This window comes from Acidobacteriota bacterium (genome assembly GCA_022340665.1).
Taxonomy (GTDB): domain Bacteria; phylum Acidobacteriota; class Thermoanaerobaculia; order Thermoanaerobaculales; family Sulfomarinibacteraceae; genus Sulfomarinibacter.
The window spans coordinates 1-20,823 of record JAJDNM010000018.1; the positions used below are offsets into that span (position 1 = coordinate 1).

General features: G+C 61.5%; 12 protein-coding genes. 4 read left to right on the forward strand and 8 right to left on the reverse strand.

Annotation, left to right across the window (positions count from 1 at the left end):
- The coding region (locus LJE93_02595) for a dynamin family protein (protein ID MCG6947790.1) at window positions 1-471 on the reverse strand (471 nt) is incomplete at its 3' end.
- A 99-nt stretch (window positions 472-570) separates the two neighbouring features.
- A complete protein-coding gene (ggt, locus tag LJE93_02600) occupies window positions 571-2,271 on the reverse strand; it encodes a gamma-glutamyltransferase (protein ID MCG6947791.1) in 1,701 nt (566 codons plus the stop codon).
- A 71-nt stretch (window positions 2,272-2,342) separates the two neighbouring features.
- Between ggt and LJE93_02605 the strand changes: the two genes are divergently transcribed.
- The 3 genes from LJE93_02605 (at window position 2,343) to mnmA (ending at window position 4,737) form a co-directional block, all read left to right on the forward strand.
- Window positions 2,343-3,065: a single-stranded DNA-binding protein gene (locus LJE93_02605; protein MCG6947792.1), complete on the forward strand. Its 723-nt coding sequence runs from the start codon at window positions 2,343-2,345 to the stop codon at window positions 3,063-3,065.
- A 62-nt stretch (window positions 3,066-3,127) separates the two neighbouring features.
- Window positions 3,128-3,526, forward strand: a complete 399-nt coding sequence (locus LJE93_02610; GenBank protein MCG6947793.1) for a hypothetical protein — start codon at window positions 3,128-3,130, stop codon at window positions 3,524-3,526.
- Window positions 3,527-3,669: 143 nt separating this feature from the next.
- Complete coding sequence (gene mnmA / locus LJE93_02615; protein ID MCG6947794.1) at window positions 3,670-4,737, forward strand: tRNA 2-thiouridine(34) synthase MnmA; 1,068 nt, start codon at window positions 3,670-3,672, stop codon at window positions 4,735-4,737.
- Between the two features lie 289 nt (window positions 4,738-5,026).
- On the opposite strand, the gene LJE93_02620 is transcribed toward mnmA, so the two are convergent.
- From LJE93_02620 to LJE93_02630, 3 genes are all read right to left on the reverse strand, one after another.
- Complete coding sequence (locus LJE93_02620; GenBank protein ID MCG6947795.1) at window positions 5,027-6,406, reverse strand: sigma-54 dependent transcriptional regulator; 1,380 nt, start codon at window positions 6,404-6,406, stop codon at window positions 5,027-5,029.
- Window positions 6,379-9,054 carry a hypothetical protein gene (locus tag LJE93_02625; GenBank protein ID MCG6947796.1) on the reverse strand — a complete coding sequence of 892 codons (2,676 nt, stop codon included), beginning with the start codon at window positions 9,052-9,054 and terminating at the stop codon, window positions 6,379-6,381. The genes LJE93_02620 and LJE93_02625 overlap by 28 nt, the downstream gene beginning before the upstream one ends.
- A gap of 83 nt (window positions 9,055-9,137) precedes the next feature.
- The gene (locus LJE93_02630) at window positions 9,138-10,172 is read right to left on the reverse strand and encodes a DUF4388 domain-containing protein (protein MCG6947797.1); all 1,035 of its coding nucleotides are present in this window, start codon (window positions 10,170-10,172) and stop codon (window positions 9,138-9,140) included.
- Window positions 10,173-10,289: 117 nt separating this feature from the next.
- On the opposite strand from LJE93_02630, the gene LJE93_02635 reads away from it, so the two are divergent.
- Window positions 10,290-12,626, forward strand: coding sequence for a hypothetical protein (locus LJE93_02635; protein ID MCG6947798.1), 2,337 nt, complete (start codon window positions 10,290-10,292; stop codon window positions 12,624-12,626).
- A gap of 75 nt (window positions 12,627-12,701) precedes the next feature.
- On the opposite strand, the gene rsgA is transcribed toward LJE93_02635, so the two are convergent.
- From rsgA to LJE93_02650, 3 genes are all read right to left on the reverse strand, one after another.
- Window positions 12,702-13,598, reverse strand: a complete 897-nt coding sequence (rsgA, locus tag LJE93_02640) for a ribosome small subunit-dependent GTPase A (GenBank protein ID MCG6947799.1) — start codon at window positions 13,596-13,598, stop codon at window positions 12,702-12,704.
- 99 nt (window positions 13,599-13,697) lie between these two features.
- The gene (locus LJE93_02645; GenBank protein ID MCG6947800.1) at window positions 13,698-17,225 is read right to left on the reverse strand and encodes a hypothetical protein; all 3,528 of its coding nucleotides are present in this window, start codon (window positions 17,223-17,225) and stop codon (window positions 13,698-13,700) included.
- Window positions 17,222-20,743: a DUF3857 domain-containing protein gene (locus LJE93_02650; GenBank protein MCG6947801.1), complete on the reverse strand. Its 3,522-nt coding sequence runs from the start codon at window positions 20,741-20,743 to the stop codon at window positions 17,222-17,224. Before LJE93_02650 ends, LJE93_02645 begins: the two co-directional genes overlap by 4 nt.
- Window positions 20,744-20,823 lie beyond the last annotated feature (80 nt).

The following is a 20,823-nucleotide window of genomic DNA, read 5'->3' on the forward strand; positions in this document are numbered from 1 at the left end:
CGGGCGATCGGCCGAGGTCACGAAGACCACGAGGTCAGCTCGCGGCACGTAATCTTTCGTCAAGGCCTCGTGCGCACGATCGAGCGCATTCGTTCCCGGCGTATCAACGACGCTCAACTGGTGAAGGGTCTCCACCGGCGCTGTAATCTTTTCGCCTACCGAGCCCATTGGTTCCCGGGTGAGCGCCTCGCCCCAGCTGATGTGGTGGATCTTCGAGGTCGTCGGCGTCACCCCCTCGGCCAGCACATCCTGACCGAGAAGGGCGTTGATCAAGGCGCTCTTGCCCGCATTGAACTCACCCACTACAACCAACAAGAAGAGCTCATCGAGCTGACGAATCGAATCATCGAGCGCGCGAAGGTCCTCGACAGGCGTGTCACAGCTTTCGACAGCGGTGCGCACTTCGGCGAGTAACTCGCGCTCCGCGTCGAGCAGCTCCTTTTGATCAGCGGTGAGAATCGGTGCGAGCATGGCCGCTATCTTAGCGCGGAAGGTGGCTTGAGGCTTGGGTCTTGAGGCCTGACCGAGGTCGAGAGGACTAACAGGCCCCAGGCCTCAGGTCTCAAGCCCTCAGTATCCTGCCGCCATACCGTCCTTCCGCGACTCGGTCGCGCCGGAAAGGACACCCGTCTCCGGATCACGGTGAACGATCTGGTAGCCACCGAAGACAACCGGGTTGGTTTCCTGGATCCGGTGGCCACGTTTCGCGAGATCCCGGTAGACCTCCGGCGGAAGGCCCTTCTCGATTCGCAGAATTCCTCCCGACGTCATCACGGTTCCGGTCGGCTGAGACGACCCGCCGTGATTGAACCGAGGGGCATCCCCCGCCTCCTGCAGGTTCATCCCGAAGTCGACGAGATTGACGACAATCTGGACGTGTCCCTGCGGTTGCATGGCACCCCCCATCAATCCGAATGCGGTATCCGGAACCCCATTCCATCCCATGAACGCTGGGATGATCGTGTGGAAAGGTCTCTTGCCCGGTTCGAGGGCGTTGGGATGGGCGGGATCGAGGCTGAACAGGGCGCCGCGATCCTGGATGCCGATCCCGACCCGGGGCACCACATAGCCGGACCCGAACCCGGTGTAATTCGACTGAATCAGCGAAACCAGCATGCCACTCCCGTCGGCGGTCGCCAGGAATGTTGTATCGCCGTGTTCTAGGGCGGGGTTGCCGGGTCCCAGAGTGCGTGCGGCATGCTCCATGTCGATCAGCTTCGCCCGCTCGGCGGCATATCCTTTGTCGAGCAAGGCGTCGACCGGAACCTCGGCGAATCGTATGTCCGCGTAGTAACGCGCACGGTCCTCATAGGCAAGCTTCTTGGCTTCAACCATGACGTGCCAGAAGTCGGTACTGTCCCGACCCATGGCAGCGAGGTCGAAACCTTCGAGGATATTCAGCATTTGGAGCGCTGCCAGGCCCTGCGGGTTGGGCGGCAACTCCCACACCGTCAGGCCACGATACGTGGTCGAAATTGGCTCCACCCATTCACTCGTATGATTGGCGAAGTCCTGGCGCGAGAAAAACCCGCCGACCTCCTCTGAGAAGGCCACGATCTGTTCGGCGATCTCACCGCGATAGAAGGCATCACGCCCTCCGACCGCGAGTCGGTCCAGCGTGTGCGCGAGGGCCGGATTGGCGAAGACCTCGCCTTCAGCGGGGGCTTTGCCACCGGGCATGAACACCTCGGCAAAACCCGGCATGTCCTTGAATCGGGGCACGCTCCGCGCCCAGCCGCCGGCGATCACCTGCGGCACCGGCGCACCCTCGCGCGCGAGCTTCGCCGCCGGTCGCAGAACATCTCCCATCGGCAGATTGCCGAATTTCTCGTGAAGTTCGAACCAGCCATCGGCACAGCCGGGAACCGTCCACGAGTAGACCGAGTAGACGGGTATGGTGCCGTCCTCCTCTGGCGGTACCTCATCGATCGTCAACGATGCCGGCGCGCGTCCCGAGGCGTTGAGCCCGTAGAGCTTCTCGGTTTCCGGGTCCCAGACCATGGCGAAGAGATCACCGCCTAGACCATTGGCGGTCGGCTCCAAGAAACCGAGGGCTGCGTTGACGGCGATGGCGGCATCCACCGCCGAACCTCCGGCCTTGAGGACATCGATCCCGACCTGCACGGCCAGCGGATGGGCGGCGCTGACCATCCCATTCCGGGCATAGGTCACCGATCTGGTTGCAAAGGCTCGGCCCTCCGGACGATCGGCGGAGAATGCGACGGGAATACTGGCGATGACGACAGCGACAATCGCGAGGCAACGACGCATGACGACCTCCATCGGTCCACCATGGTACGGCAGTCAACAAATTTCGACGAACTGGTACGATCGCCGCAGGTATGGCGGAATCGACTCTTACCGTGATTGCGGCCGAGCTGGCACGAGAAGTCGACCGTCTGTCGTTCGCCAATCCGGTAACCCACGTCTACAACCCACTCGACTACGCGTGGTCGATCCACGCCCAATACCTCGAACGCTACGGTAGAGCGCCAAAGGAGGTCCTCCTCCTCGGCATGAACCCCGGACCCTGGGGTATGGCGCAAACCGGGGTGCCTTTCGGTGAAGTGGGTGCGGTCCGCGACTGGTTGAGAATCGACGCGGTTGTCGACAGGCCCGATCGAGAGCACCCCAAGCGACCGGTACGGGGGCTCGAGTGCGCTCGCTCCGAGGTCAGTGGGGCGCGCCTGTGGGGCTGGGCGCGCAAGGTCTTCTCGACCCCGGAGCGATTCTTCCAGCGGTTTTTCATCGCCAATTACTGCCCGCTCGCCTTCCTCGAGGCGAGCGGCCGCAATCGCACCCCAGACAAACTGCCCGCGCCGGAGAGGGCGCCGTTGCTGGAGATCTGCGATCGCGCCCTTCGTCGAACCGTCGAGTATCTTGAACCGGAGTTCGTCGTTGGGGTTGGGGCGTTCGCCGAAGGTCGTGCCCACGCCTCTCTCAACGGCTCACGCACCGTCATCGGTCGTATCCTCCACCCGAGCCCAGCGAATCCGGTGGCCAATCGGGGCTGGGAGGAGCGAGCAACCGCAGAGTTGCGGCAGCTGGGCGTCGAGCTTCCCTGAGATCGAGACACCGATTCCGCCCCGGCGACGGATTTTGGTTATCCTTGCCACAAGGAGCGGTGATGCGCTGGAAATACTCGTGCCCTCACTGTCAAGCCCCCCTCAACCCCGACGACAGAGTGGTCCTGCGAGCCGAAAGCGGTGACCGGTCATTCCTGGCCGGCCTGCATCCCCAGCCGGGGAACTACGAGGTCGAGCTGCCTCCCGGTGAGACCATGGAACGGGGTACGTACTGGGATTTTATCTGCCCTCAGTGCGACGCGAGTCTCGTTTCGGAGCTCTCCGAGGATCTCTGCGCCCTCGACGTGATCTCGCCGGGCGAAACACACCGTGTGTACTTCTCCCGCGTTGCCGGCGAAGAGGCGACCTTCGTCGTCTCGGCCGAAGGCATGCTCGAAGACTTCGGCATTCACACCGACCGTTACCTCGAGCAAATGATTCACCAGAAGTACATGCGGTAGCGCGTCGCACAAGTGAGGAATTCTGAATGAGGAATGAGGAATTTCCACCCACCCCACCGGATCAGTGATCGACGTAATGAGCAGGTGGGCGACATTCCTAATTCCTAATTCCTAATTCCTAATTCAATCAGTATCCTATCCTCGTGAAAATCGCGGTGTTGGCTTCCGGGGGAGTGGATTCGTCGGTGGCGCTGATGCGCCTGGTCGAGGAGGGTGGTCACGACCTCGCCGCGTTCTACCTCAAGATCTGGCTCGAGGACGAGATGGCCTTCCTCGGCTCCTGTCCGTGGGAAGAGGATCTCGCGTATGTGCGCTCGGTCTGCGAAACGGCGCGCGTCCCGCTCGAGGTCATATCGCTGCAGCAGGAGTACCTCAGCTCGGTTGTCGCCTACGCTCTCGCCGATCTCGATGTGGGCAGAACGCCCAGTCCGGACGTGATGTGCAACCGGCTGATCAAGTTCGGTGCCTTTGTCGACCGGATCGGCGACCGTTTCGACTGTATCGCATCAGGGCACCACGCCCGGGTCGAGGAGCGGAACGGTCAGTTCCACCTTTTGCGTGGTGCTGATCCCAGGAAGGACCAGACCTATTTCCTGAGCCAGCTCACCCAGGCACAACTCGCCCGCTGCCGTTTCCCGATCGGGGACCTCACCAAGGTCGAGGTCCGGCGCGAAGCCCGGCGCCTCGGGCTTTCAAGCGCCGAGCGCCCCGACAGTCAGGGCATCTGCTTCCTCGGGCGGGTGCCGTTCGACGATTTCGTCCACCACCACCTCGGAGACCGGCCGGGCGAGATTCGTCGCGCATCGAACGGAGAGCTCCTGGGCCATCATCGCGGAGCGTGGTTTCACACAATCGGGCAGCGGCGCGGCCTCGGCCTCGCAGGCGGCCCATGGTACGTCGTGGGCAAGGACCTCGAGCACGATATCATCGAGGTCGCCCACGCCGACGAGCTCGAGGAATACGCCTGCCAATCATTCCTGGTTGGCAACCCGCACTGGATCGCCGACCGGCCGACCCGAAAGGACCTCTCGGTCAGGATTCGTCACGGACAACGACTGGAACCGTGCACCGTCCAAGAGAACCCGGGCGGATCGATGACAGTGCAGTTCGATACGGTCGCCGATCCCGGCGTCGCGCCCGGTCAGTTCGCGGTGCTCTATGACGATGAAGAGTGCCTTGGAGGGGGGATCATCGACTCGACCGAGAGATGAGCATCGGCGGTTCGGGAGCCCATCCATCAGCTCATTGAACGAACGATCCGTTCGCGCCCGAGTTTCACCTGAAACTTAATCGAGAATGATACGTAAGATCAATTAGTCACAACAACCTCCTTCTGTCAGCGGCCCCGACCCCCGACGGGGCCGTTGGCGTCTCCTCGGCTGATACACACGGGTCAGCGCCGAAAAATCAGCCCATGTCGGAATGACCGGTCTCACTCTCTGTGATCGGATATTTGAAGGGCAAAGGCCGGATTGGATTGATGTTGCTGCGAAAGGACTGCTATTCCTCTGACGACAGCTCGATGCCGAGTCGGTGAATCATCTCGTTTAACGTCGTCGGACTGAGCTTGAGAAGACCGGCTGCTCGCCGTTGAACGCCACCCGATCGCTCGAGGGCCTGGCGGATCAGATGTTCTTGATAACCTGCGACCGTTTCCCGAAAATCGACTCCAGAAGACGGAAAATCCGACACCACAGCTACGGCCGGCGAATCGCCCCGCACCGCCTGTGGCAACTCATCGAGTTCGATGCTGTCGCTCCGGCACAGCACGACCGCGCGCTCGACGGCGTTCTCGAGCTCGCGCACATTTCCCGGCCAATGATAGGCGGCGAGCGCATCCATCGCGGCAGAGGAAAAACCCTCGACCTGACGTTGGTTCTCCTCGTTGAAAAGGCGCAGGAAGTGGGTCACGAGGAGTGGGATGTCCTCTCGCCGTTCGCGCAGGGGTGGCAATTCGATCGTGATCACATTCAGGCGATAATAGAGGTCCTCACGGAAGTTCCCTTGCTGCACCTCGTCCCACAGATCAGTGTTGGTGGCCGCGACCAGCCGGGCGTCCACCGGCTTGGCTTCAACGCTTCCCACCCGCCTGATCTCCCGTTCCTGAATCACCCTCAGGAGCTTCGTCTGAGTCTCCAGCGAGATCGTCCCGACCTCATCAAGAAATAGTGTGCCGTTGTGTGCGGCTTCGAAAAGCCCTTTCCTCGTATTGACTGCACCGGTGAAGGCGCCTTTGACATGGCCAAAAAGTGTCGACTCCAGCAGGTCAGCCGGAATAGCGCTCGTATGGACCGGCACGAACGGCCCGTCCCCGCGCGGACTGAGCCGGTGAATTGCTCGCGCCACGAGCTCTTTCCCGGTGCCTGACTCACCGGCCACAAGAATCGTCGACCGGGCGGGAGCCGCACGGCGCATGAGCTCGAACACCTCCTGGATTCGCCGGCTCGTACCGACGATTTCACCCATACCCTCGAGGCGACTGCGCAGCTCGAGGTTTTCGACCAACAGGGCCCGACGCTCGGCTGCCCGCCGCACGAGGTGCAGAACTTCTTCGTTCTTGAATGGTTTCGGGACGTAATGGAAGGCGCCACCGCGCATTGCCTCGATCGCAGACTCCACCGATGAATATGCGGTGATCACCACCACCGGGAGGTGCGGGTCCAATTCTTTGATCTCGGGCAGCAGGTCGAGACCGGATCGATCCGGCAGCATGAGGTCCAGGAGAACGACATCCACCTCTTCCTCGCGGAGAACGTCCATACCATCCGCAGCCGAAGTCGCCTGGAGATATTCGAAGCCGTCGCCCGTCAGGAGTGACCCCAGCACGTCCTGAAGGACGGGCTCGTCGTCGATCACGAGGACGGTTCCGACTCCTGCCATCGCTGTAACCTGATAGTGGCACGGGCGCCGCCATGCTCCAGATTCTCGAGCCCGACGCCGCCCCCAAGTTGGGCGATCATATCACGTGTGATGGCGAGCCCGAGACCGGTGCCACCCCGCTCGGTTTTGGTCGAAAAGAATGGTTCGAAGACTTTCTCACCGACTTCCTCTGGCACCCCTGAACCGGAATCGTCAACCCGGATCTCTGCCCATTCTGCCATTCCGAGCACCGAGAGCCTGACCGTCCCGTCGGCCGGGGATGCCTCGAAAGCATTTCTCACCAAGTTGCCAACAGCCAACTCGATTGGTCCCACGGACGCCCACACCATCACCGGCTTTTCGACCTCAGAGACCTCGAGCCTGTGTTCAGCGCCGAGCGAACGTGCGGCATCTCGCGCCGCGCGCTCCGCGACGCCTGTCAAATCGAGCACCATGCGACTATCGGACGATTCCCGGACTATCGCCCGCAGGTTGGAAACGATCCGTGAAACACGAAAGCTCTGGTCGATCAGCTTTTCAACTACGCTCGCACGGGGATCTTCGTCGGAAGTCATCTTGCCGAGCATTTGGGCGAACGATGATATGCCGGTCAACGGTGTGTTGATCTCGTGCGCGAGTCCCGAGGCGAGACGTCCGAGGCCGGCGAGGCGCTCCTGCTCCCGCATGCGATCCTGCAGCTCGCGAAGCTCCGTGACGTCCTGCAACACCACCACTCGCCCGTTGAAGGATCCGCTGTCAAGCTCGAGCACCGACACGGCAAGCACGACGTGACGCGGCGGGTCCGAAAATGTGCGAGCCTCTGTGTTGACCGCGTGGACCGGAAGCTCACCTCCCCATTCCTCGGGGAGATCGACCAGCGTGCCAAGGCCGAGTCCGACCAGGGCCTCCGCTTCGCGTTCGAAGATGCCTGCAGCTTGCCGATTGGCGGAGAGGATGTGGGCTGCGGCATCGCACACCAGAATGGCCGCCGCCGAGGACTCGATAATCCGTTGCGTGTTCGTGTGGAGCATGCGGAACTCTTCAGCCTGGCGTCTCAGGTCGTCGAGATAACGCGCGCTCTCCAAGGCCAGCGCGGCCTGTGCGGCGAAGGTCGCCACAACCTCCTCTCCCTCGGTGCCCAAGGGGAACACTCCCCGGCGCAGGCCAACGTAGAGCAGGCCATGCACCGTACCGACTCTCTCCAAAGGCACTCGCACCGCGTAACCGAGAAGTGCCAGCGAATCCTCGTGTGTTCCTGGAAACTCCGAATCGACCACCTTGGCGGGCAAGAATGCGGGAAGGAGCTCCGCTTCTCCCGTGATGCGCTCGAAATTTTCCCCGGCGCTCCGCAGGTAGGTGGCGACAAGGTCGAACTCCAGTCCCTCGGTCAGTGTCTCGGACAGTCTCACCAGTACCTCACGCGGATCAGTGACGCGCGCCAGATCGCGGCTCGCCCCGGTGAGCAGAGATCGCGGTGCCGGCCTGCCCTGGTGCAGCCACTGGTCGAGGAACTTCTCCACCCGAAGCCGAACCGGCTGCAACAACACAACCAACAGTACGCCGGTCGCAAACGCGAACAGGTTGCGCAGCGAGCCACCGCCACCGGCATAGTTCAAAAGAAGGTGATTGGTGACGGCAAAGATCAATCCGCCCGTGACCACAATGAGTGTTGCCGACAGGGAGTCTCGGCTGATGGGCTCAAGATCCCACAATCGATAACCGGTGAGCGCCGCAAGGAGCGTCAACGGTATCGCGCTGACGGGAAAGACGGTGAGCCACGTGTATGGTTGGAACGGAAAGCCGAGCCAATTCGGAATCATGACCAGCACGACAAACGGAGTCAGACCGACAAAGAGGCCAAGCGCAGCCCATTCGATCTGACGCCGCACCCGGATCTCACGCGATGCTGACCGCCAACGCCAGATCTGAATCGAAATGCCAAAGATGATCGAGGCCACGAAAAGGGCGCGAAACAGCGAGGCGAGAGCAGGCCACCATCCCTCGATATCGGGGAAAAATGCGGTCGAGCCGGCCGCCAAACCCGCGATGATGGTCACGGTGTCCCACAGTCGCATCGAACGGTCGCGTTCCGGGAAGATGGTGAAGAACCGAACGATCAGGAACGGCAGCATCGCGCCAGCACCGCGACGAATCACTTGAAGTGCCAGCTCGGCGGCGGCTATCCGATTTGGAACTGCGCCGAGAATCAACGCAGCCATCGCCAGCATCAGGAAGGTCGCGGCCTCTCGTCTCCGGGTACCCCAGACCGCATACAGCGCACACCCAAGCCCGAGGAAACCGACTGCCGTCCGGGCAAGATAGACCGCGTTGATGACCGGCGGCGGCGAGGTGAATGGCACCTCAGATACTGAACTGTCCGCGTGACGAACGCCCAGAAGATGGGTTTCTCCTCCGGCAAGCATGAATGCCGGCTCATCGAGGCGGTAGATTGGCACACCGTCGACTTCCACGACCATATCGCCGCTCAACAGGCCAGCGTCCTCGGCGCTCGACCCGGACGGCACTTCTTGCACGACCAGGCCTTCCTCGACCCACGACACCGGAAAATCAAGGCGATAAAAGGTGCGCACCGTACGGATAAGCGAGGTGCCCGAAACCACCACAACCAACGTCGCGAGCACAGTCAGCAGAAACCGTTTCGTACGCATCACACAAGTATAGGCATATCAGTCAGAACGGCTGAACAACGGGGCCTTAGATCGGTGCCTCTGAAAAGAGTCGAAAACGGTTGTCAAGACTCCGACTCAGCGCCATCGTTCTCCGCGACGTGCGGCCGACCAACCGAGATGACACCGGCTACCAGCATATCGCGCGCGGCCAAGCCGACCTGGCCCCGACTGTACGGCAACAATTCTGCCAACAGACCCCACCCACAGGGCTGGGCAGAGAGCTGGTGCCAGATCTGCTCGACCAGATCGATGTTGGACTGGCTGGGCCATGCCAGTCGGCCGGCTGTAGGGTGGAGAAAAGCATCGTCCGGCACCGTGCTCGCGAAGTGCTCGATTTCATCCTGGATTCGGGCCGCCTCGATCAGCAACGGCTGAACCGGGAGATATTGATCCGTATCGGGGGGAGAATTCAAGCCCGAGAAGCTGAAGGTTCCGACTGCCGGAGGAGAGGTCAAAATCTCCAGAAAGGCCTCCGAGCCCACCAGGTGCTTACACTGGATCCGGCCTATCATCTTGTCCATCGTATGAATTGCACCAAACGGATTCCCTTCGTCGTCACTTATCTCGAGGACGCCAGTGACTCCCGATTCGATGACCGTCTGGAGGATTGCCGGCAGGTCGAAATGCTCCAACCTGCCCCTGAGGTTGCTTCCGCTGTGCGCGCCGAGGTTCGCGACCGTCCCCTCGAGACGCCGAGCCAGATTCTGCAGATAGTGGAGAGCGAAATCGCGTGACGAGTACAAATGGCGGAGAAGGACCGGGCGCGGCCATTGAAGCGTCGTACCACCTTCGGGGAAATGCGCTTTGGCGGTGAGAGTGGAACCGGTGAGCACCCGGGCCTCCGCAAGGGTCGAACCGGCACCGAGATAGGCTACCGGCCGCAGACCGATCTCCTCGCTTTCGATGCGGCAGATTTCGACGACTCCGTCGATCACGAGATAAAGAGCTGCAGGCACGTCGCCGGGCTGGAAGAGTACGCCGCCTTCCGGCTGTACATCCAAGATACCGAGCTTCGCCAGCGTCATTTGTTCGTCGGGAGGCATTCCATGGAAGAAAGGGCTGTCTCTGACGGCCTTCAGAAGGTCTTCATAGAGCATGAAGCACTTGTATCACAGATCGAAACAGTTGCTCTCGAAGTGTCGATGCGATCGATGCCGTCCACGATTCTCAGTTCTCGCACCGTCCCGCGGAGAACTCGCGGATACAATGGAAGGATGGCGCGGGATGAGAAAACAATGGATGCGTTCCGGCATGTGTTGCAGGAAGAAATCCGCAACCCACACTACCTGACGCATGCCGAGGTGGAAGGGGATTGGTCAAACCTGTTCCCAGTACTAGCGGCTTCGCTGCCGGCACCGTTCCCAATTTTCAACCGTGACGAAGAGCGAGTCCTGACCTGGGGTTACCCTCTGCTCCTTTCGGACGGTGTGCTCAAGTTACGACGAGATCTCGACGCTCTTGTCGAAGCCGAGGCCGAGTATCGGCGGCGCTCACGTGCCGGCGATAGCAACGACAAACAGCGGATGATCAGCTACCGCGACCGCTATCATCGATCGATCTCTGCGACGATGGAAAACGTCGTGATGAACGACTACCACCGAGGTCTGGTAGATCTTTTTCTGCTCTTCCATTCCGGAGAGGTCAACCGGGCGCTGGCGAAGGTGGCAAAAAAGTTCTCCGACCCGCGAATCGGCCCTGCGAATGTTTTTGACGATGACCTCCGTCTGGCCATCGGGACTTTGATTGCCGATCTCCTGCGACGCGCGGCGCTGACCGCGGTCGATCACCTCAAGCAACTCGCGAAGGTCCAAGTCACTCCGGCACTCACCCCACTGCTCGGTACTATCTGTCAGGACCAGCTTCTCCTCGTAGAATCCCGCCCACCACAGGATCTGAAACAGCTCAGCTCGTACCTCCAGGCTCGTTTTCGACAGAAATCCGACGCCGTCATTGCGGCGAACAACAACGTGCTCGCGAGACTCAGAGACCTGGTGTCGCGCCGACCTGAGGTCGGGAATCTCCTGCGCACGGCCGTCGGTTCGGGCCTCAAGTTCGACCGGCCTGAGGCGCTCCTCGAACCCAGACTGCTCGACGCGATCCAAAATGCCGGTCTTTCCGACACCGTTCACCTCTCCGTCATGCAGATGGATCTTCTTCGCGACCTTGGCCTTCGTCTCAAGACCTTCGAGCTTCTCGCCGCACTCAGGCGACGTCTCCTGCCAATGCAGCGGCAAGGGGCAACTCTGGTTTTGAGAGGCCGGTCCTCGAGCACGCCAATCGCCAAGACCACACGGCCCTACGATTTCACCGCGCCCGGCGTCGTCGACTCCTCTGTCCGCCGTTTTGGCCTGATTTATGACCTTTCGAATTTCACCACCGTTCTGGAGGAGGTGCGCAAGGCCGGCCGGATGGCGGAAGAGAGGGCTTTGCAGTTCATGTACGTGTTCCAGAACCGGCTCGAGGCGATTCGCCTGCGTCGGCGCCTGACCTTCGAGAAGTTCCTTGGAGACGGGGCCTTCTACACCTCGCGCCGGGCGCTGCGGGTGATTGCCGCCGGGTGCGAGATTCAGCACACATATGAGCAGCTCCGGAACATCGGATTTCCATTCAACCACGGAATTCGCATCGCCCTGAACTACGGTGTTTATCGCTTGCTGCCGATGCTCCATCCGGGGCCGGAGGCAAAACGCTTCGAGTTCTTCGGTCATGGAATCGTCGAGCTCGCACGTCTCACCACCGGAAAGAGCACCAGGGAGGTCTCCGATATCGCGGAGTTTCTCGTCCACTCGGGCTATGACCCGGGGGAGGTCGATCTTTTCCTCTCACCGCTGGCGTCAGTCCGGAGTGGCCAGGAGCAGATCTCGACCCGTGTCTACGCCGCTACACTCGACGAACACGGCGAGCTTGTTAACGAAGGCATCGTCGTCGCACTTCCGTTCATCGAGGAGCTGGAACTCGAACTCGGGATCAGCAAAATGTCGGTGGTCGAGCTCGACAGACTTCGCTGGCTTGTTTTTCCAATCGATCCCGGCATGCCTGACACTCTCTATGTCGGGTTGCGTTACCTCGGTGTCGCGCGACTCAAGGGCCTTCCTCCACAAGAGCTTGCAGAGGCGGTCGTGTTGTCCGAACTCCCCACCGAACGAAAAGAGATTCCTTTCGAAAGACCGCTCGTCGCCCAACTCCGCCATCTTGCACAGGCGATCCACCAGGAGTCTGAATCGGGCAGCGAGGAAGGCGATAACATCGAGGCCAATCTGCTGGTGATCACCTACCTCCTCGAAGACGAGACCCGAAAGTGGATCTTCGGTGAGTATCGCGATCTCGACGATGTCCTGCTGCACTCCCTCCAGGTGCCGATCCAGACTCCGGAACTCAAGGCCGGAGAGCCGACCGAGATGTGGCTTTTCCGCAACCGCCTGGAACTCGCGAGGATTTACGAAAGCCTGAGACGCGAATCGGCGGGCGTCGCCACGCCGCTGGCCACTCTCCGGGGACGTCCCGGCTACCTCGCCTGTTTCCTTGCTGCTCCACATCGACCGGTGGGATAGATCCCCCGCCTTGGTCCCCGATCAAATGACACCCTGTTTTCGGCTCACGTCTCCAGACGGGATGAGAAGACCGGGTCAGGCTTCTTCGAGGATTCTCCTGTAGCTCTTGAAACGATGCTCGGCAATATCGCCCGCTTCGACCGCCGCCCGAATCGCGCAGTCGGGCTCCTGCTCGTGTCTGCAATCCGGAAACCGGCACTCGCCGCTCCGATCCGCGATTTCCGGAAATGCTCCATCGAGCTCCTCGCGAGTGATCTCCCACACGCCGAACTCTTTCAGGCCGGGCGTGTCGACGACAAATCCCCCATAGGGCAACGGCATGAGTTCGGCCGCGGATGTTGTATGCCGTCCCTTACCGGTGCTTTCCGAAAGCTCGCCGGTCTTGAGCCGGAACCCCGGGTACACCGCGTTGAGCAGCGATGATTTTCCGGCGCCGGACGGTCCGCAAAACAGGGTGGTTCGATCAACCAGCATGCGTCTCACGGCACCCAGCCCCCATCCGGTTCGCGCCGACACGATCAGTGTTCTGCAGCCGATGTCCGAGTAGGCCGGCAGCCATCCTTCGACCTCCTCGAGACCTTGATCGACCTTGTTGACGGTAATCACTGCCTCGATCCCCGCCAAGTGGCAGGCAACGAGAAAACGGTCGAGGAGGCCCGGTTTCGGCGCCGGCTCACGGGCCGCAAACACGAGCAATGCCTGATCAACGTTGGCGGCGAGAATCTGAGCTCGATTTTTGGACGGAGCCTTGCGGAGGAGGGCATTTCGACGCGCGTGAACCGCAACGATCACGCCTTCCTCCCCTTGCATCTCGACCGTCACGGAATCCCCGACAACGAGACGCGCTGCGGGTGGTGTGCCTCCCTCCCAGTTGAGGCGACGTCTGGACGACACCACACGTGTTTCATCCCCCACCTGCACCCGTACCAGCGGGCCGTGCATTGCGATCACAGTGCCATCAACCATTTCCATCGCGGCGCCGAGTATACCGAGGAGCTGACCGCTACGTCTCAGAATTCGGCCGAGAACTCATCAATCGCTCATCAGTGCCAGTCAACTCTTCCCTGTTGGTCAGCGGGTGGATGGGCGGGGTTCCATACGGGGGGGTCGAGTGGTCAACTCGTCCACGGCCTGACAGAATCTCGCAAAATCTCGATAAGAATCCGGCGGGATTGTCTGTTTTGGCAACACGAGGTGCAGAACTGAAAGCTGGGAACCGTCGCGATCTTCCAGTGACTCGCCGACCGAACCCCACTCGGCATCCAACCTCCGCGGGGGACGTGGTACGACCCTCCAATCGGACGGCGGCACCAGATCGAGCGTCAGCCGCCGTTCGATCGGCATCCGGAGCACCAGCGGATAGGTGCGATCCGGCAGCCGTGCCAGGGACGGGACCAGCGGGTTTCCAAGCACCAAACTCCGGCAGACCATAAACCCGTCTTCTATTGCGCATGCACCGGGGATAGTGATGTCGAGCCGAAGGAGGTCGTCCGGTTCGCCCTCGTCGATATACCCGGCAACCTCGTCAGCCCCCGGGAAAAGCGACAACGCGATCTGGCGAAATAGCATCTCGACCTGGTTCTGCGGAATGCTTTCCATCCTCTCGAGTAGACGTGTGCCCTGTCCACCGCGGAGCGGCATCGCCACATCCACATGGGCCAGGCCCTCCGTATTGACAACTGCCCGCACCCTCATCTCTTCGACCAGGTCTGGGTTGGAAAACGATGGGATTTCGTCGATCCATGTTACCGGCTCGCGTGGCTCCGTCAATGGCAGGACCAGGCCATCGCTCCCCTGAAACAGTGGATGAACGTGGTTGACCCCCCGTCTCTCCTCGCGGCTATCGAACCAGACGGTTTCGCCTGCCCATGTCGCACGGAGCAGGGCCGCCGGAAACGCGTCCAAAGTCGGCATGTCCAGGCGCTGCCCGCGGTCCGTCCACGGCCTGGTCATTACGAAATTGACATCCCATCCCGCCTCTGCGAGAACCGTGGCGACGATCCCGAGGCGATTGCCCCGACGGCGGTTGAAGCTCTCTGCAGCGGTTTCTCCGACAATGACATCGCTGTCGCCACTTTCGACGGTCTCGACCAACGCACCAACCAATGACTCGACCTGATCGTGCGCAGTCTCTCCGACCAGGAACGTCCGGCTCCACTCGCGCAGCTGAGGGGAGGAGAGCATGACTTCCAGCAGGCGATCGCGGACCGCATCGCCAACATCCTGCCAGGTCACGCCGAATCCGTAGTTGAGCCACGGCATCAGATCCTGTGCCGGAGGTGCAAAGGGTTCGATCGGCATCGGTGGTACGTTCTCCGCTCGCCAGCGGAGCATTCTGAGACCCCGCCACTCGCGCTCGCTTTGCTCCAATCCCTCGAAATTTCCGTCTACCTGAAGATCAACTGTGGGGGGCACGAGGAGGATGTACTCGGACAGGCCAAAGGCGCGATCCGGATCGGCGAAGCGATAGATATAGGGGGGGAGATGACCGTCACGCGTCGCGCCCGTCGGCCCGACCCAAGCGACATACTCTTCCTCGACGACGTCACCGGGCTCCACGTCCGAGAGAACGACGCCGGTCTGACCGGGCTGGATCTCGCTCGGTATCACCTCTCCTCCATCCGGTTTGAGTACCCTGACTGTGAGCAGATAGGCATCCGGAAGAGGTTGCAGCGTTGACGCGCGGCGTGCGCCAACCGGCGTGTTGGCGCGAGTGACGCCGTGGTAGTAGTACAGGCTCGAACCGTCGGCGAAGATCTTTTCCACCGCCTGGTCGAGCAACAGCACGGCATCGACTTCCTCGCCCAGGTCCCGGTATTTGGCGACATAATCTCGTGCGTCCACTGCGAACGGAGCGAAGAATGGCTCCTGACCACCACGCCAGGACAGAGTCAGGAATTGGAGATTCGACGGATCGCGCTCGAGAGCGGCGGTGAGGACCGTCTCCACCTCGTTCTCGTTGTCCGCCGCCAGCAACAATGCGAGCTCATCAAACACTCGCAAGTCTCCCCAGCGCTCACGTGCCGCGGTCAGTTTCTCCCGCGCTTTGTCGTAATCGCCAGCCTCCAAGAGGAGCTGAACCAACTGCACGTCGAAATCCGGATCCTCGATCTTTGACGACAGGTTCACGGTGGCAGCCACCGCATCCGAAAGGAGACAGCCTGATGCCATGTCACTGATCCATCTCGGTTCAACCGGAGTCGCGACCGCGAGGGCACCCAGCAACATCTGCCGTTCCTGCCACCGCTCGAGCGATGCCAGGACTTCGAGGCGCAAATCGGTGACCGCCAAAGAACCGGGTAGCTCGGCTTCGAGCCGAGAGAGACCCTCTTCCGCTTCCCGGACCCACCCGCGGCGCACCGACTCACGGATCCACAACCTGAGAACGCGCGAATCTTCAGGATAGTCGGTAATGAGTTCATCCAGGATTCGCTCGGCATCTTCATTGCGGCCGTGCCGAATTGCCACCGCCCGCGCGAAGAGTTGTGTTCCAGGGATGGCGTTTGCCTCTCTCAGAAGTCCGGTCAGGGTCTTCGTGCGTTCTGAGCCGGACCGCCCGACATCGGCCCTCAGGTAATACCGAGCCAAAGCGAGAGCCACCCATGGGTCCTCAGTATCGACGGCGCGTGCTCGTTCAATCCAGCGGTACTCGTCCTCGGGATCGCCACGACCGCGAGCGAGCTGTGAAGCCAGCAGAAGATCGGCAACCGCAGCATTGTCGGCTTGGAGACGCTGGTGCAACGCCCGAGAAGCTGGAGGAAGCATCGGAATCACTTCGGAATTCGTCAGTGTCCCTACTGCTTCATCAACCCGTTGCACATCCCTCAACCGCGCTCCCTGATCGTCAAGCAAGCTCAATCGAACCTGCGGTCTGTCGGGGGATGCCACCTCGATCCTGATTCGATGAGATCCCCGGCCAATGGCGATGCGGTACCACGAGGTTCCGGGATCTACCAACCCACAATCTCTCCGGCGATCGATCCGCCGACCGTCGACCTCGAGGTTGAACCCGCCCTGGGCCTCGATCACCATCCATCCGGTTGCATCTTCCGCGACTTCCAGGGTCCACGACACGAGGAACACACCGTCGGCGATCATCGATCGAGGGGGGCCATGCAATCCGTCAACCGTCCGCATCAACAGCCGAAATGGTTCGGCCGGATCGAACCATCGCGTCCCGAGAGGGGGCAATTCTGAATCTTGAGGCGCCACGTCACGTTCGAGATCGAGAGTGCTGAAAACGCCAAAAGCGCCCGCCAACTCTGCATCCGTGAGAGCGCCAGCTGGAGGACGAGCTCCCAACACGCTGGCCACCCGTTCGAGCATGAAACCGAGTTCGGGGTCGCGGTCGTCACCGGTCACCGCCAGAATCTCTTCCGGCTCCTGGATATCCTCGATATTCGCCAGCCACCAGGAGGCGGCAGCGACGGCGTCAGCGCTGTTCGGGTCCTCGGCGATGGTCTCCAAGGCCTGCGAGCGAGCTCGTTCGAGGTCGAACTCCATGCCTGCTTGCCATACGTCCCACCACCCGGCGTGGGCCAGTCGGGAGAGGAGGAGCACGGTGACGAGCGGAATGGCACTGCGCCCGAAGTTCATCATGGAGCCTCCATCGGACGTCGAAGGTGGCGCTCCACTTCGACCAGAAACTCCCGCAGCTCATCCGCATCATCCGCCTCGACCAGTCCTGACACGAATGCCAGCTCGCCTTCCACCAGGTATCCGCTACTGGACTCCCTGTTCGTAATGCCGAGCGAACCGAATTCGGTCTCGAGCTTCACGTCCGGAGGAAGGGGCCTGGGCGGCCGCCCAAGATCGACTTCGAGCTTCCATTCGAGCCCGGAACGCTCGTTGACCATGATCGGTCCGTGGCGGTCACCTCCAGGGATCATCCTCGCCGCCCATTCGAGTGTGCCGGGATAGGCCGGGATCCCTCCCCCACTCGCCAGAGCACTCCTTGTGATCGTCCCCTCGACCTCGACAATCGTCGGATCGCGTCCCGGCACGACTTGAAGTCGGGGTTCGCCGGTCAGCTGTGCGCCCGGAAACTGCTCTTGGAGCCAGCGAGCGAATCGCTGCGGATCGCGGCTACCGGCAAACCTCGCCCTCCTGATATCCGCCGCTTCACCGGTATCACGGCTCTCGATGGCAACTCTCACGTTGCCGTCACCCTCTGGTTCGACAACGAAGTGCACACGAGAACGCCCAGCACCGACAGTCGGAGAAAATCGCGGTGCGCTGTTCGGCCCGTCGATCACCAGGACCCATGCTCCCTGGTCCATCGGCGGAGGTGGATTCATCGCGTGACCGGTGGCCGTGCCATCGAGCCACAAATCGTCTTCCGGAAGATAGACGATGGCGTGGTTGAAGATCTCAAGGACCGCGAGATCGGTGCTCACCGGACCGATATCGGCGGTCCGCGTCATCACCATCCGCGCAGGAATCTCGATCGCACCGAGCAGCGCCACCAGGAGGGCTGCCTTGTCCTTGCAGTCGCCTATCTTGTGGTGGAGCACCCAATCGGCGGAGAAGGGTCGGAAGCGGTGTTCACCGAACTCGAGGCCGACATAGCGGATTTCGTTGGTAACGAACCGGTAAAGCCGGGAGATTCTCTCACGCCGGCCATCCACGCCATCGACCAGGCGAAATGCTGTCTCCTCGACCTGCTCCGACGTCCGGATTCTCGGCGCCACGTGACGCGCGAACCAGTCCGCCAGCCCTCCCCATTCAGGATGGTTCGAGTACACCAGGTGTGGCGTGATCAAAAGCCGCGGCGCAGGCGGCACATCGGTCGGGACCGCCGGCAGATCACGCCATACCCATCGCAAGCGCACCAACCCATCGGGATCCTCGGTTCGCTCGGGTTCACCCTCGAGTAAAGCTAGCTGCCAATCCGGCAACAGGTCTCCCAAACCGACGAACTCGACTTCCATCTGCGCCACCGGGACTCCTCGGCCGAGGTACATCAACCCTCCGTTGTAAGGGCCGGTCTCGTTGGCTTCGTCGGTTTCCGCTAGGACCCAGGCGATCTCGACCAGATCTCCGTTTTCGAATTCGTCAAATTGCACGACGCGCAATCGGGTGTCGTAATAAAGGTTGAACTCGGGTTCCGATAGCCGGGGAGAGTTGCCCTGACGAGCGCCCACCTCGGTTCCATCACGGCGCAAAATACGGGCGCGCAGCACACGCAACCGCTCGTTTTCGGCCACAAACGGGATGTGTTGAACCCGTAACTCGTCTGCGCGCGATGCATCAGTGATCATGAAGACCTGTTGGACCCTCTCCTCTGTCAGACGGGAAGCAAAGAACCGGACCTGTCGATGATCGAGTATGACGACGGCAGGGGATCCTGGAGGCGCCGCCTCCGCCATGTTCCACAACTCGACGGGTTTGCGCATCCAGTCAATCTCGTCGCTCCTCTGGCCCAGCAGCTCGAGCATCCGCTCGGCCCTCCGGTTTTGGGGACGAATCTCTAGTACGTTCCTGGCGAGCTCGGCTGCTCGTTCTTCCTCGCCAGCCGAGTGTTCTACGCTGGCGAGCTCCGTCATCAGGTTGACGTCGGTTGGCGATCGTTCGAGGCCCTCCGTGAGAACGGCCCGTGCCGAGGTGAGATCTTCCTCGGCCATCAGCAATCGAGAGAGCCGAATCCTGGTCGCCGGTGAATTTGGATCGCGTTGCAGATCGTCCGAGAGGAGCCTCACCAGCTTCTCTCCATCTCCGCAGCTCTCGGCCAACCGTTGATTGAGCTCGATGACCTTCGGCTCACCGGGCGCCACCTCTACAAGCCTGGACAGGGCATCCGCAGCCAGATCCCAGCGTCGGGCTTCAATCGCGCCTTCAGTGAGATTCACATTGACACGGACACACCTCGGATTCGCGCTGCCGAGCGCAGCCATCCTCGGGATCACCATTGGACCCCACAGCGCTTCGTCGAGGCCAAGCATCGCGCCGCGCACCATCGGATCCGCGGTGTCAGCGGCGGCCAGGAGATTGTGGGCCTGCTCGTACAATGTGCGTTCTCCGTACCAGTCGGCCAGCTCGAGGCGCGCCCACAAGAGATCCGGATCTTCAGCCAGCGCCTCCGCCAAAAGGTCCCTCGCCAACCCCGGCTCCGAGGTCGCCAGCCACTCCAAAAGCCTTGCTTCGCCCGCAGCCTCGGAACGCGCCGCACGGCACGCCGCACGGACGCTGCCACCACCTAACGGCTCAGGCTTATGCACAACGAGAAATGCTGCGAGTGCGGTCGCGCCACCGGGTGTTCCGGCGTCGCGCGCCTTACGAATCTCCTCTCCCAGTCCGCGGACGGCCGGCGGGTCTTTTTCCACCGGTGAATGCGACGGCGGCGGCTCTTCGCTCTCCCTGACACCGACCAGGGCCGCACCGCTCGGTTGAGTCAGTCGAGCTCGCAGCCACCAATTCTCACCTTCCGATGCCACCGCGATGACGAGAGTATTCGCGCCCTGCCGGACCCACCCTCCTCCGACCATCTGATCCCGTGCCTTTTCAAGGGGCTGAGGGGTTGTCAACACCTCAACGCCGTTGAGCCACACACGAGCCACCTGAGCGACTCCAACCCGCACCGCTACTGGTTGCTCGGTTTCACTGACAATCGTCGTCGCCAGGTAAGCCATCTGGCGCTGTGATGGCCAGGCCAGCCCGGTCAAGCGAACCCAGCCAAGCGGATCCGTACCGGGTGTCGCCCGCCACACGAAGTCTTCCGTCGGTGATGTCGCCATGCGGTCGAAATCGGCCAGCTCTTCGAGTGGTATCGGGTCGCGAAACCACCAAGCGGTGAGGCCCCCCGCGGTGCGAAAGAGCTCGTACGCCGCGGCGTCTCGGCCGCTGTCGACTTCGAATCGCGCTCGTATGGCGCGGACCTCGTCGACCATGAGAGGATCGGCACCCTGAACCCCTGCAAGGCGATCAAGTCCCTTGCGTGCGATAGTCCAGTCTTCGAAGGTTTCGGGCCAGCTGAAGGCGAAGACGAGGTGATGGTAATCGGCCGGAAGCAGGCCCCCCTCGATCGCTTGCGCGACGTGTCTGTGCACGCGGTCCTCGATCGCACCCGCGAGCACCGGCTGGGCCAGTGTCATCGCGGCCAGAGTCAGAATAATTTGCACACACACGCGTCCCACAGCATGCGTTTTTCCGCTCCTCGCATGGACGTATCGCCTGAAATGCATCACCGATCGAGTATGGC